Raw genomic sequence first — 12,554 nt, forward strand, 5'->3', positions numbered from 1 at the left:
AAGAAAGTTTCTCCTCCCCCTCCCCAATGCCTTCATACTTCTACCGCTTCCGCTGCATACGGTCGCGTATGATGATGGCAATGAGGTTCATGCCGAGGACGAGGACGAGCAGGATCAACGCGGTCCCGTACTGGAGAGGACGGGTTTTCTCGATTTCCGTCCCTGCGGTGGCAAGCACATACATATGGTACGGGAGGGACATGACCGCACTGAAAACGGAATCAGGCATCTTCGGCGTGTAAAACACGGCGGCGGTGAACATGATCGCTGCGGTTTCACCGGCAGCGCGGGCCAGGCCGAGAATGGCCCCGGTCAACATGCCGGGGACGGCAGCGGGCAGGACAACGCGGGCAATGGTCTGGCTGCGGGTCGCGCCGAGGGCAAGGGATGCCTCGCGCCAGGCGTCCGGGACCTGCCGCAGCGCCTCTTCCGTCGTGTTGATGATGACCGGCAGGGTCAGCACCGCCAGCGTCAGCACGCCCGCAAGCAGGCTCACGCCCATGCCGAGAAAGGTCACGAAGAACGCCAGCCCGAACAGCCCAAACACCACGGAAGGCACGCCCGCAAGGTTGCTGATGCCGAGCCGCAGGTAACGGGTATACCGTCCTTTCCCGCCATATTCATGCAGGTACACGGCTGAGGCCACGCCGAGCGGGAACGCTATCAGCATGGCCCCGAAAGCCAGCAGGAACGTCCCCACGATGCAGGGCCAGACGCCCCCGGCGGTCATCATCCGGCGCGGGGGCTCGGTCAGGAACTCCCAGCTTATCGCCGGGCTCCCATTCCAGAGCAGGAACACGCACACGCCGACCAGTGCCAGCATATTGATGCCCGCCGCAACGCGCAGCAGGCCGAACATCATTGCCTCCCGCCGCTGGCGCGACGTATTGTCGCTGTGAAAGGTGATCGTCGTCATGGCATATCCCTACAGGCCGGAGGACCCGGTTTGCTTGTGTTTTTCCGCGATGCGGAAAGCCAGCATGTTGAACAGGAGCGTGAACAGGAACAGCACGATGCCCGTGGCGAACAAGGCGAAATAATGATCGCCCCGGAAAGGCGCTTCCGCCATTTCAGCGGCGATGGAAGCGGGCATGGGCCGCACGGGGTCGAAAATCGAGAGCGGTATGATAGCCGCGCCCCCGGCAACCATAAGCACGACCATGGTTTCGCCGATGGCCCGCGACATGCCGAGCATAACGGCGGTACCGATGCCGGACAGCGCGGAGGGGATAACCACGCGGATCAGCGTTTCCCACCGGGTCGCGCCAAGGGCCAGCGACGCTTCGCGCAGCGTGCGGGGAACCGCGAACAGCGCGTCCTCAGCCACGGAACAGATGGTCGGCACGCTCATGAACGCCAGCATGAGCGCGGCGTTCAGCAGGTTGAGCCCGGTGTCCGCCCCGAACCAGTCCTGCAGGAAGGGGGCGACGATGACCATGCCGAAAAAGCCGATGACAACCGAAGGCAACGCCGCCAGCAGTTCGACGAACGGCTTGACGATGCGCCGCGTCCGGCTGGCCGCGATCTCCGCCAGATAGGCCGCCGTCATGATGCCGAGCGGCACCGCGATGCACGACGCCAAAATGGTTACCGCCAGCGAGCCCATAATCAGAGGAAAGATGCCGAATTCGGGCGGCTCGGACGTGGGGTACCATAAATGCCCCGTCAGGAAATCCCAGAGGGGATAGTCCGCAAACAGCGGCAGCCCTTCCATAAACAGGAAGAGCATGATGCAGGCAAGGGAGAGAAGCGATACAAAGGCCACGCCCGTCAGCAGCCACCGGATCGATTTTTCCTTCAGTTCTCTGGACATGGAGTCTCCGTTTCTCTTCTGGGGCGCTGTCTTCCGCGCCGCTTGCCGCCGCGAGATCGTTGCGGCTCAGGAGGCCCCTCTTCTTTGTCAAGGAGCCGCCACGCTGTTCTTTTTGAATGGGATTCCCGCCTCTCCGTCAGCCAAACACGCTGAGAAAGAGGGGGAAAGGGAGAAGGAGCCCTTTTCAGAAAGGTTCCTCCTCCCCGGCATAGTTACTTCTTCGCCAGCGGCACGAAGCCGACTTCCTTCACGGCCTTCTGGCCCTTGGCTGGGTCGAGGATGTACTTTATGAGCGCGCCGGAAGCGCCGGCGGGTTCTCCGTTGGTGAATACATACAGTTCGCGGCTGAGGGGCCATTCCTTGGAAAGCGCGGTTTCAGCGGAAGCCGCGACCTTGCCGATATGCAGTCCCTTGATGCTCGGGGCGAGGTAACCGAGGCCCACGTAGCCGATGGCGTTGGGATTCTTGGCGACAACCTGCTCAACCGCGCCGTTGGAAGCCTGAAGCAGGGCCTTGGGCATGACCTTGGCCTTCTTCATGACCATTTCTTCCCACGTTTCGTAGGTGCCGGAGGAGGTGTCGCGGGACACGACCACGATGTTGGCGTCGGCGCCGCCCAGTTCCTTCCAATTGGTGATCTTGCCGGTGTAGATGTCCTTGAGCTGGTCGAGGCTGAGTTCATTGATCGGGTTTTTGGGATTCACGACCGGAACAAGCGCGTCGACCGCGACGGCGGTACGGACGGGGTTGATGCCCTTCTTGGCGGCCAGTTCCTTTTCACTGCCCTTGATGTCGCGGGAAGACATGGCGATGTTGGCCAGCCCGTCGAGCAGGGCCTTGATGCCGTTGCCGGAACCGCCGCCGGAAAGCGCGATCTGCACGTTGGGATTGGCCGCCATGTAGGCTTCGGACACCTTCTGCATAATGGGCAACACGGTGGTGGAGCCGTTGACGACGATTTCGTCGGCAGCCTTCGCCTGAGCGGGCAGAAGGCAGGACAGGGCCAGAAGGGAAGCCAGGACAATGCGTTTCATCTGCATGAACTCCGTTTTTTCGGTTTGTAACGAACGGCCGGGACGACCGCCCGGACAAGCTGGAAAATAGGGCGGCTTCGTGTCAAAACGATGACGGAAAACCGAAACACAGGTGACGAAGAAAGATTTATCGCCACGGAATTGTCACAATCGCTTCATGTTCCCGTCACCCGCCGCAACTAGAACCATTCAGCGAGACTGCAACAAGGAATCAACCATGATCAGCGAATCCGCCACCATTCTCATCGTCGAGGACGAACAGGACATCCGTGAACTGCTCGCCTACAATCTGGAAAAGGAAGGCTATGCCACCGTTCAGGCAGCGGACGGCAAGGAAGGGTTGGATCTGGCCCGCTCCCGCAAGCCGGATCTCATCCTGCTTGACCTCATGCTGCCGAAAATGGACGGGCTCGCGGTCTGCCGCGAACTCGAACGCGACTCCGGCACGGTGCGCATCCCCATCATCATGCTGACGGCACGGGGCGAAGATGTGGACCGTATCCTCGGCTTCGAGCTGGGGGCGGACGACTATGTGGTCAAGCCGTTCAACATCCGGGAACTGCTGCTCCGCATCCGCGCCATCCTGCGGCGCCAGGTCATGGTGGAAAGCAATCCGGTGCTCACGCGCCACGGGGTCAGCGTCGATCCCGCCGCCCATAGGGTCACGGTGCTCGGCCAGGACGTCGAGCTCACGGCCACGGAATTCCGCCTCATAGAGGATCTGCTGCGCAACGCCGGACGCGTCCGCACGCGCGAGGAACTGCTCGCTGCGGTTTGGGGCTATCAGTTTGAAGGCTACGCCCGTACGGTGGATACCCATATCCGCCGCTTGCGGAACAAGCTCGGGGACGCCGCCGAAATCATCGAAACAGTGCGCGGCGTAGGCTACCGCTGCAAGGAGTAACATGCGCGACACCAAGTTCAGGACACGCCTCTTCCTCTGCTTCTTGGCCGTCATTGTGATGACGCTGGTGCTCCCGGGGTTGTACGTCCGCAAAAACATCAAGGAAGACGGCATTGAGGAGACCGTCCGCAATGCCCGGCGCGAAGCTGTGCTCATCCGTATGCAGATGGAGACGGCCCCGGACGGCGTGCATGGGCTCTCCTCCACCTTCGACCGGATCGGCACGGAGCTCGGCATCCGCATCACCTTCATCGGTGCGGACGGGACCGTGCTCGCGGAATCCGACTCCAGCCGGATCAATCTGAACGACCTCGACAACCACGCGGATCGCCAAGAAATCGGAGCCGCCATCCGGGAGGGGTTCGGGGTCAGCATCCGCCACAGCAATACGCTGGATACGGATCTGGTCTATGCGGCCATCCCCTTCGCCGCCGTCGGAAAGCTTCCGGACGGCTTCATCCGGGTCGCCGTGCCGCTCAAGCACGTAGAGGAACGCATCGCCCAATCCGAACGGCAGTGGCTCGCCATCGTCGGGCTGGCGACGCTGATCGCCCTGCTCTTCGCCTACGGGCTCTCGACGCATCTGGAACGCTCGCTCAAGGAGATGATCCGGGTCGTGGAAAGCATCGCCACGGACCCCGCCGGACAGGGCAACCGCCGCCGTCTCCATATCCTGCCCGGCAGGGAATTCCGGCGGCTGGCCCATGCCGTCAACGACATGGCCGACCGTACCGAGGAACACTTGCGCACCATCGCCGAGAACAAGGCGCAGCTCAAAACCATCCTCGACGTGATGAACGAGGGAGTGCTCGTCATCGGCGAAAAAGGGCGCATCCGGCTGGTCAACCCCGCCCTCGTGCGCCTGTTCCCGCAGGCCAAGGACGCGGAAGGCAAATTCCCCGTGGAAGTCATCCCGGCGGCGGAAATCCAGCAGGCGCTCGACGAACTGCTTTCCGCGCCGCAGGACAAGCCCCGGCTCATCACGCTGGAAGTGGAGCCCCGCCCGGACATGATCCTGAGCGTGCAGTTCATCAGGCCCCGCGAAGCCATCCATGATGTGCTCGCCGTGGCGGTCTTCCACGACATCAGCGAAATGGCCCGGCTCATGCGGGTGCGGAAGGAATTCGTCGCCAACGTCTCCCATGAGCTGCGCACGCCCTTGACGGCCATCGCTGGCTACGCCGAAACCCTCCGGGATTCCGCTGCCGAAGATCCTTCCATCTGCGCCAAGTTTGCGGAAACCATCCTCCGCAACGCCCAGCATATGGGGACGATGGTGGAAGATCTGCTCAAGCTCTCGCGCATCGAGAGCGGCGCGGTGCCTATGGAAATGGAAACCGTGAAGGCGGCAAGCATCCTTTCCGACGTGACCACGGCCTGCCAGCCGCAAACCGCCACACACAACCTGACGCTGGAAACCGACATCGATCCCGCCCTTACCGTACGGGCCGATCCCCACTTCATCGGGCAGGTTTTCCGCAACCTCATCGAAAATGCCTGCCGCTACGCTCCCGAAGGCTCCACCATCAAGGTTTCCGGCGGGAAGCGCCTCGACCACAACGGGCTGCCGGAAGCGCTGTTCATGATATGCGACGACGGGCCCGGCATTCCGCAGGCGGACATCGCCCGCGTGTTCGAGCGTTTCTACAGGGTGGAGAAGCACCGCAGCAGCCCCGCCTCCACCGGGCTCGGCCTTGCCATCTGCAAGCACATCGTCGAGCGCCACGGCGGGCGGATCTGGGCGGAACCCGGCCCCGGCGGCTGCCTGCAATTCACGCTTCCCCTCGCTGCGGAAACGGAAAAAAGGACGTAAGGGGCACTTCTTCAAGAAGGGGCCCTTACCGAAATCCGCAATGCCCTCCAGACGGCCCGGCCCCAAAAAACTCAAGGAAGGACACCCCGCAAGCCTTCCGGCCTCAAATGGGACTCAGATCTTTTTGACTGAAAAAACCTCGCCCGGCATCGCCGGCGGGGATCAACATAGGCCTTTGTGAACGTACTCATGGAGAAAACCATGCCGCAACCCATTGCATCGCCCGTCACTCTCGACAACGCCCAAAGCCTTTCCGGAACGCCGAAAATGGCGGCCCAGAACGTCAACTTTTTCTACGGCAGTTCACAGGCCCTCTTCGACGTCAGCCTGACCTTTCCCGAAAGGCAGGTCACGGCCCTCATCGGCCCGTCAGGATGCGGCAAGAGCACGTTCCTCCGCTGCCTCAACCGCATGAACGACCTTATCCCCGGCACCCGCACGGAAGGCTTGATCACGCTGGACAAGGAGGACATCAACGCCCCCAATTTCGATGTGGTGAACCTGCGCCGCCGCGTGGGCATGGTCTTCCAGAAGCCGACGCCGTTCCCAAAGACGATTTTCGAAAACGTGGCCTACGGCCTGCGCGTCAACGGCGAGCGCGACGAATCGCTCATAGCCGACAAGGTGGAGGAAAGCCTCCGCCGCGCCGCCATCTTCGAAGAGGTGAAGGACCGTCTGCACACGTCGGCGCTCGGGCTCTCCGGCGGCCAGCAGCAGCGCCTGTGCATCGCCCGCGCCCTTGCCGTGGAACCGGAAGTCCTGCTCATGGACGAACCCGCCAGCGCCCTCGACCCCATCGCCACGCAGCGCATCGAGGAAGGCATCCACGAACTCAAGAGCCAGCTCAGCATCGTCATCGTTACCCACAGTATGCAGCAGGCCGCCCGCGTCTCCGACCGCACCGCCTTTTTCTATATGGGCAAGCTGATCGAATGTGATCTGACGGAAAAGATTTTCACCAATCCCTCACTGAAGCAGACCGAAGACTACATCACCGGGCGCTTCGGGTAAGCCGTTCACCTCAATTATGCATATGCGGAGCGCATTCCGCCAAGGAGACGCCTTATGGCCTATCAGGAACACTACACGCAGCAGCTTTTGGACAACCTGCGCGCCAAACTCCTCATCATGGGGAGCAAGACGCAGCAGGCCCTCGACGATGCCGCCATCGCCGTATTGAATCACGATCTTCCCCGCGCTGCTGCCGTGCTCGACGGGGATACGGATATCGACGACCTCGAAAACCAGATCGACGAAGCCACGCTCAACATCCTCGCGCGCACGCAGCCCGTTGCCCGCGATCTCCGCTTTCTCATGAGCGTCGTGCGCATGGTGTTGGATCTGGAACGCATCGGAGATGAATCCGTCGTCGTCGCCGAGCAGGTCACGCTCTCGGACAAGCCGATTCCCTCCATCGTCGAAAAGGATCTCCGGGCGCTGTGTACCCGCACGAGCGCCATGCTCCGCAATTCCCTGCTCGCCTTCCAGGACGGCGACGCCCCCAGCGCCCTTGCCGTCAGCCGCTACGACGACGAAACCGCGCAGATGATGGTGAACATTTTCCAAAAGCTCATGCAGGCCGTCGGGGACCGCACGCTTGAACCGTGGGACTCCATGCACATCGTGCTGATCACCCGTGCTCTGGATCGTGTTTGCCGCCGTGCTGAGAACATCGCCGAGCACGCCTACTTCATGGTCGAAGGCGTCAGCCTCAAGCACCGCAGGACGTTGCCCCAAGGTTGGGAGAAATAGGAATTCGGGGGAGGGAGGGAAAAGCTTTCTGGAGAAAGTTTTCCCTCCCTCGAGCCCCCTCCCCTCCTTTTTCAAAGACTTTTGACCTTATCGAATCCCTCTTCGCCGCTTTCCCCTTTCAGCAATGCATGGGAAAGGGTGATGGGTGGAAACCACAATGATCCGTTATACGAGTGAGCTGTTTACGGTTAACACCGTAAAGAAAAAGGCATCTCTTCCTTACGGGAGAGATGCCTTTTCCAGACTGAGCGGGGCTATGCTTGACGATCTTGCGCACTAGCGTTGTGGTCAGGCCACCCTGTCAGTCAAAACGTTTGGGAGAGAGTCGAAAAGCTGTTTTCGTGGAAAACGCCCTTTCCTTGCTCACCTTAAGCGCAAAAAACTAGTCGATCTTGGCGAAAGCGGCAGCCACGGCGCCACAGATGGGGCACTTGTCGCAGGGGCCTTCCTGCGTGTAGCCGCACACGGTACAAACATAGAGGTCGCCGGTGATGGAGGAAGGATCGGCAAGGGCCTTCTTGTAGAGGTTGGCGTGCACTTCTTCAACCTTGTTGACCATATCGAAATACTTGGCGATGCGATCCTGGCCTTCTTCCTTGGCGTCGGCGATCATCTCAGGATACATCTTGGTGAATTCGTAGGTTTCGCCTTCGATGGCGGCCTTGAGGTTGGCGGTGGTGTCGCCGATCTTTCCGGCATTGCGGAGGTGGGCATGGGCATGGATGGTTTCAGCTTCGGCGGCGGCGCGGAACAGCTTGGCAACCTGAGGCAGGCCTTCCTTGTCAGCCTGTTTGGCGAAAGCGAGGTACTTGCGGTTAGCCTGAGATTCTCCAGCGAAAGCGTCCATCAGATTCTTTTCGGTCTTGCTCATGGGAAGTCTCCTTTGGGGATAATTAGGTTATGTAGAGTGTGTTGCTTACGTTCTCAATCAGGAACGATTCCTGTTTATAAGAATCCAGCCCTCTTGTAAAGCCTTATCTGTACTTTTTTCAGAAAAAAATATCGGCCCGCAAAAAGTACAAGAAATACGGTGATGACGGCACGCAAGCTTGACCCGCCGTCCGTCAGACGCTACACCTTGTTCCCATGTCTGTCTCCTATTTCATCCCGGATCTGGCCCCAGAAGACCTGCACCGCTGCGAAGAAATCGTCCGCCGCAGCCGGTTCATCGTCAGCCTTGCCCATACGCCGACCCCGGAGGCGGCCAAAGCCTTCATCGAGCGGATCAAACAGGAATTCCCCGACGCGACCCACAATTGCTGGGCTTACGCCGCCGGAGCGCCCGGCCAAACCAGCAAGGTCGGCTACAGCGACGACGGCGAACCGCACGGCACGGCGGGCCGCCCCATGCTCACCATGCTGCTGCATGGCGGGGTCGGTGAGCTTTCCGCGGTCGTGACCCGCTATTTCGGCGGCATCAAGCTCGGAACGGGGGGCCTCGTCAGGGCATATCAGGGCATGGTCAAACTGGGCCTCGAAACCCTGCCCACACGCGAACATATGATCCCCGCGCGCGTCGAGGTGGTCCTCGACTATCCGCATATTACGGTCTTTCGCCGCCTGCTGCCGGACTACCGGGCCACCGTCGCCTCGGAAAACTTCGGCGTGGACGCCACCTACGAACTGCTGCTTCCCGATCAAAACATCCCGGCCCTCGAAACCGCGCTGACGGAACTCACGGACGGGGCAGTGCTCATCACACGGCTTGATGACGACACCATGCCACCGGAAACACCGTAGCATGTCTTTCTTTGAAAACATATCGCTTCAGATGGTATCCAGTTCTTCAAAAGGCTGCGGACAGCGCTTTCGATAAAAGTAAAAGTTTAGAAATAGAGGGGGAGTTCCACGACGACAGGTTTGCGAAAAGGAAGCTCTGCTCCCCAAAAGTTCTCCCCCAATCCCTCCATGCCTTTCAAAGACAATTTTCCCTGATCCCTTGCGAGGTTTTCCTCTTCCGACGCAGCGCAGGGCTGACCACCAAAACCGTACTGGCTCGCGCGGCGACTCTTCTTCCGCTCTTCCGCAAAACGAAAAGCCTTTCGGAGACGTTCCGAAAGGCTTCCGTAAGGAACCGGTAAACGGATTCTATACCAATGCGCCGATCGCCTTGGCGAACGCGCGTACCTGCTCTTCAGAGGTGTTGAAGCTGAGCATCCAGCGCACGGTATGCGCGGACGGCTCAACCTCATGGAACATGTACTGCCGCTGCAATGCGGCTATGTGCTCCGGCTTCATGTTGACGAACACGCCATTGCTTTCCACGGGATGAGCCAGCTCCACGTGCGGCATACCGGAAATGAGATCCGCAAGCAGACGGGCCATATTGTTGGCGTGCCGGGCGTTTTCCAGCCACAACCCGTCCTTGAAATACGCTATGTACTGGGCCGCAAGGAACCGCATCTTGGAGGCAAGCTGGAGGTTCTGCTTGCGGAGGGTCACGAAGTCCCGCACGAAATCCTTATTAAAGACGACGACGGATTCGGCCATCATCATGCCGTTCTTCGTGCCGCCGAAGGACATCATATCCACGCCGAGATCCTTGGTGAAGGAACGCACGTCACAGCAGAGCGCAACCGTAGCGTTGGCGATGCGCGCACCGTCCATGTGCACGTACAAGCCGTTCGCGTGTGCAACGTCGACAATGGCCCTGATCTCTTCCGGCGTGTACACCGTGGCCACTTCCGTGGACTGCGTGAGCGCCACCAGACCGGGCTGGCTGTGGTGCGGGCTGCCCATATCTGTCAGGTATGCGGAAAGAGCCCCTGCGGAAATCTTGCCGTGCACGGAGGGGATGGGGGTCATCTTGCAGCCCACGACGGCCTCGACCGCCCCGCTTTCCGAGGTGTGCGTGTGGGCCATGTCGCTGCACAGAACGGAGTGCCACGAGCGTATCATGCGGTTGAACCCGAGCACGTTCGCGCCCGTGCCGAGCGGGACGAGGAACACGTCGACGTCATCGCCGAACAGCGCCTTGAAGCAGCCCTCGGCTTCGGCGGTCCACGGGTCGTCGCCGTAAGGTTCCGCCGCGCCCACGTTGGCCTTGTTCAGGGCCTCCATCACTTTCGGGTGCACGCCACTGGTATTGTCGCTGGCAAAAGTGCAATCCATCTCGCAGCCTCCTTTAGGCAGATGAGCTTTGGAAAGGCATGGAGGCGTTGGGGAGGGGAGGAGAAACTTGCTGGAGAATGGGGAAGCACCCCCCGTATTTCTCCTCCCCCCTCACCCCCTTCCCTTCAAAAACTTTTGTGTTTATCGAATCCCTGTCCGCAGCGTTCCCTAAAGCTGGTTGCCTTGAAAACGGTACCATCCCAAAGAAGGGCTCTAGGATGAACACCGCCGACGGCACGCTTCCGTGTAGACAGCCAACGTCTGTTCGAGAAAATCCTTGTCCCGGAGGGTCATAATCCGCTCGGAGCAATGCCCGGCCAAGCCCCGCCGCCAAGCCTCATCCGTCGCCGCCCGCCGCAGCACGCCAGCCAGCGCGTCCACATCCCCCGGCGCAACCAGTGCCGACGCGGGAAGCAGATCCGGCATGACCCCCACTGAAGTGGATACGAGCGGCCGCCCGCAGGCCATGATCTCAAGCGCGGCCCTGGCGATGGTTTCGGACCATAACGAGGCGACCACGCCCACATCCAGGGCGGACAGGCAGGCCGTCACATCCGGGACTTTTCCAGTGATGGTCACATACCGCTCCATACCCGCCTCGCGGATCCACGCTTCAACCTCTTCCTGAAGCGTCGCCGTGGAAAAACCGAGAAGCATCAGCCGGATGTTTCGCACGCCTTCGCCCACAAGCTTTGCCAGCGCCGCGATGGTTTCCCTTTGCCCCTTCACGAGGTCAAACCGTCCGAGCAGGCCGACGACGCATTCGTCATTCGTAAAGCCATACCGGGCACGGACTTCCATCCTGCCCTCGGGAGCAAACCGGAAACGCTCCGTGTCCACGCCGCCCAAGATCATATGCAGCCGCTCAGCGGGTACATGCATCTTTTCCGCAAAATGCCGGACCATCACCGAGTTGGTGGCAACAACCGCGTCAGCCACCCGCGTATGTAAAATTCGGTTGGGGAGGTTTCCCTTGGGCTGCCGCTGATCCCCCCGCGTGCGGACAAGCGCGTATCCGCCCATGCCCTTGAGCAGCCCCCAGAACAAAAAGGATTCTCCCCGGTGGCAGTTCACCACATCGGGCCGGAATTCACGGACAAGACGCCCCATGTCACGGATGAGCCCGGGGAATTCCAGCGGATTCTTGGCATTCAGCGGCATGGCCAACGGGCGCAATCCCATTTCCTCGGCCTTGGCGAAGGTTTCCGTATCGGCCAGCGCCACGACGCGGCTTTCATGCCCCGCAGCATTGAGCAAACGGGCGAGCTCCAGCCCATACCACGCTGTGGCGTTGAACCAACGGACATTGACGACCTGAATAGAACGGAAAGAAGACATGGGCATTCCAGAAAAAGAAAGGTACTCAAGGGACTTTTGCTGTAACACAAGCCCCGGACAGGGACAAGGAGCGCCTCCGCGCCGGACGCCAAAAAGCGGCGGCCGTAATGGCCGCCGCTTTCAAGGAGCAAGGGGAAGTGAGACCTTTCTTTCGCGGAATTACATCTTGTTGATATAGGCCGCAAGATCCAGAAGCTGCTTGTCGGACAGCGGCTTCAATACCTGCTGCATACCAAGCAATTTGGCGTCGGTGAAGGTGCCGCTCTGGTACGCCTTCATCTTGTCCATCAGATCGGATACCGACTTTCCGGCGAGGCCGTTGCCGTTCAGCGTATGACAGGGGACACAGCTATCATACAGGGTGGCACCTTCGGACGGGTTGCCGCCATCGGGCCACGTCTGAGCCTGCGCCGCACCCGCCGCTACGAGCAGGGGAAGGGCCAACACGCACGCATATTTCATGAAACCACGCATAGAGATTCCTCCTCGGAAGAAGCTTTGGTTTCGCCCAGAATACGCTGCGGCATCCTTCAATCAATGATTATAAGGAGATATAATAAAAATGCGGAAATATTTCGAAAGAAAAATCCCCTTCATGCGGCTTTCCAAGCCAGCAGACTCTCCCTTTTTTACGAAACACCGATAAAAAATTCCTGTCATAAGCTCCATGCTTCATAGTGAGCCAACAACCCCGCCTCCCAATCAGCCAAAGCATCCCTCCAGCCCCTGCAACCAAATCCAACGAACGGCATACGCTAAGGCGCACAACCTGCGAATAAGGATTCGATT

13 protein-coding genes are annotated in these 12,554 nt (G+C 60.1%); 5 read left to right on the top strand and 8 right to left on the bottom strand.

Annotation, left to right across the window (positions count from 1 at the left end):
- Positions 1 to 40: 40 nt before the first annotated feature.
- The 3 genes from pstA to HMPREF0178_RS04485 all read right to left on the bottom strand — a co-directional run bounded on the left by pstA (position 41) and on the right by HMPREF0178_RS04485 (position 2,847).
- A complete protein-coding gene (gene pstA / locus HMPREF0178_RS04475; RefSeq protein WP_009379450.1) occupies positions 41 to 859 on the bottom strand; it encodes a phosphate ABC transporter permease PstA in 819 nt (272 codons plus the stop codon).
- Positions 860 to 925: 66 nt separating this feature from the next.
- Positions 926 to 1,813, bottom strand: a complete 888-nt coding sequence (gene pstC / locus HMPREF0178_RS04480; RefSeq protein WP_005026011.1) for a phosphate ABC transporter permease subunit PstC — start codon at positions 1,811 to 1,813, stop codon at positions 926 to 928.
- Between the two features lie 212 nt (positions 1,814 to 2,025).
- Entirely contained in the window at positions 2,026 to 2,847 is an 822-nt protein-coding gene (locus HMPREF0178_RS04485) for a phosphate ABC transporter substrate-binding protein (RefSeq protein WP_009379451.1), read from the bottom strand.
- A gap of 217 nt (positions 2,848 to 3,064) precedes the next feature.
- On the opposite strand from HMPREF0178_RS04485, the gene HMPREF0178_RS04490 reads away from it, so the two are divergent.
- The 4 genes from HMPREF0178_RS04490 to phoU all read left to right on the top strand — a co-directional run bounded on the left by HMPREF0178_RS04490 (position 3,065) and on the right by phoU (position 7,316).
- A complete protein-coding gene (locus HMPREF0178_RS04490; protein WP_009379452.1) occupies positions 3,065 to 3,751 on the top strand; it encodes a response regulator in 687 nt (228 codons plus the stop codon).
- A 1-nt stretch (position 3,752) separates the two neighbouring features.
- A complete protein-coding gene (locus HMPREF0178_RS04495; RefSeq protein WP_009379453.1) occupies positions 3,753 to 5,564 on the top strand; it encodes an ATP-binding protein in 1,812 nt (603 codons plus the stop codon).
- A 267-nt stretch (positions 5,565 to 5,831) separates the two neighbouring features.
- Positions 5,832 to 6,575 carry a phosphate ABC transporter ATP-binding protein PstB gene (pstB, locus tag HMPREF0178_RS04500; protein ID WP_029436690.1) on the top strand — a complete coding sequence of 248 codons (744 nt, stop codon included), beginning with the start codon at positions 5,832 to 5,834 and terminating at the stop codon, positions 6,573 to 6,575.
- A 54-nt stretch (positions 6,576 to 6,629) separates the two neighbouring features.
- Entirely contained in the window at positions 6,630 to 7,316 is a 687-nt protein-coding gene (phoU, locus tag HMPREF0178_RS04505) for a phosphate signaling complex protein PhoU (protein ID WP_009379455.1), read from the top strand.
- A gap of 382 nt (positions 7,317 to 7,698) precedes the next feature.
- Here the strand turns inward: phoU and HMPREF0178_RS04510 are convergent, their stop codons facing one another.
- A complete protein-coding gene (locus HMPREF0178_RS04510; RefSeq protein ID WP_005026000.1) occupies positions 7,699 to 8,187 on the bottom strand; it encodes a rubrerythrin family protein in 489 nt (162 codons plus the stop codon).
- A 215-nt stretch (positions 8,188 to 8,402) separates the two neighbouring features.
- Here HMPREF0178_RS04510 and HMPREF0178_RS04515 point away from each other — a divergent pair, with 215 nt between their 5' ends.
- On the top strand, positions 8,403 to 9,056 hold the full coding sequence (locus HMPREF0178_RS04515; protein ID WP_009379457.1) for a YigZ family protein: 654 nt from the start codon (positions 8,403 to 8,405) through the stop codon (positions 9,054 to 9,056).
- A gap of 348 nt (positions 9,057 to 9,404) precedes the next feature.
- Here HMPREF0178_RS04515 and HMPREF0178_RS04520 read toward each other — a convergent pair whose 3' ends face one another.
- The 4 genes from HMPREF0178_RS04520 to HMPREF0178_RS22420 all read right to left on the bottom strand — a co-directional run.
- The gene (locus tag HMPREF0178_RS04520) at positions 9,405 to 10,427 is read right to left on the bottom strand and encodes a low specificity L-threonine aldolase (protein WP_009379463.1); all 1,023 of its coding nucleotides are present in this window, start codon (positions 10,425 to 10,427) and stop codon (positions 9,405 to 9,407) included.
- A 213-nt stretch (positions 10,428 to 10,640) separates the two neighbouring features.
- Positions 10,641 to 11,765 carry a glycosyltransferase family 4 protein gene (locus HMPREF0178_RS04525; protein ID WP_009379471.1) on the bottom strand — a complete coding sequence of 375 codons (1,125 nt, stop codon included), beginning with the start codon at positions 11,763 to 11,765 and terminating at the stop codon, positions 10,641 to 10,643.
- Between the two features lie 159 nt (positions 11,766 to 11,924).
- Positions 11,925 to 12,239, bottom strand: a complete 315-nt coding sequence (locus tag HMPREF0178_RS04530; RefSeq protein WP_005025987.1) for a c-type cytochrome — start codon at positions 12,237 to 12,239, stop codon at positions 11,925 to 11,927.
- Between the two features lie 67 nt (positions 12,240 to 12,306).
- Positions 12,307 to 12,554, bottom strand: a 248-nt coding sequence (locus HMPREF0178_RS22420) for a hypothetical protein (RefSeq protein ID WP_232281192.1), incomplete at its 5' end; no start/stop codon positions are given.

The organism is Bilophila sp. 4_1_30 (assembly GCF_000224655.1).
Taxonomy (GTDB): Bacteria; Desulfobacterota; Desulfovibrionia; order Desulfovibrionales; family Desulfovibrionaceae; genus Bilophila; species Bilophila wadsworthia.

Bases quoted from the DNA above. Each gene is read 5' to 3' on its own strand.
- pstA (WP_009379450.1), bottom strand. From the start codon at position 859: ATGTTCGGCCTGCTGCGCGTTGCGGCGGGCATCAATATGCTGGCACTG.
- pstC (WP_005026011.1), bottom strand. From the start codon at position 1,813: ATGTCCAGAGAACTGAAGGAAAAATCGATCCGGTGGCTGCTGACGGGC.
- HMPREF0178_RS04485 (WP_009379451.1), bottom strand. From the start codon at position 2,847: ATGAAACGCATTGTCCTGGCTTCCCTTCTGGCCCTGTCCTGCCTTCTG.
- HMPREF0178_RS04490 (WP_009379452.1), top strand. From the start codon at position 3,065: ATGATCAGCGAATCCGCCACCATTCTCATCGTCGAGGACGAACAGGAC.
- HMPREF0178_RS04495 (WP_009379453.1), top strand. From the start codon at position 3,753: ATGCGCGACACCAAGTTCAGGACACGCCTCTTCCTCTGCTTCTTGGCC.
- pstB (WP_029436690.1), top strand. From the start codon at position 5,832: ATGGCGGCCCAGAACGTCAACTTTTTCTACGGCAGTTCACAGGCCCTC.
- phoU (WP_009379455.1), top strand. From the start codon at position 6,630: ATGGCCTATCAGGAACACTACACGCAGCAGCTTTTGGACAACCTGCGC.
- HMPREF0178_RS04510 (WP_005026000.1), bottom strand. From the start codon at position 8,187: ATGAGCAAGACCGAAAAGAATCTGATGGACGCTTTCGCTGGAGAATCT.
- HMPREF0178_RS04515 (WP_009379457.1), top strand. From the start codon at position 8,403: ATGTCTGTCTCCTATTTCATCCCGGATCTGGCCCCAGAAGACCTGCAC.
- HMPREF0178_RS04520 (WP_009379463.1), bottom strand. From the start codon at position 10,427: ATGGATTGCACTTTTGCCAGCGACAATACCAGTGGCGTGCACCCGAAA.
- HMPREF0178_RS04525 (WP_009379471.1), bottom strand. From the start codon at position 11,765: ATGTCTTCTTTCCGTTCTATTCAGGTCGTCAATGTCCGTTGGTTCAAC.
- HMPREF0178_RS04530 (WP_005025987.1), bottom strand. From the start codon at position 12,239: ATGCGTGGTTTCATGAAATATGCGTGCGTGTTGGCCCTTCCCCTGCTC.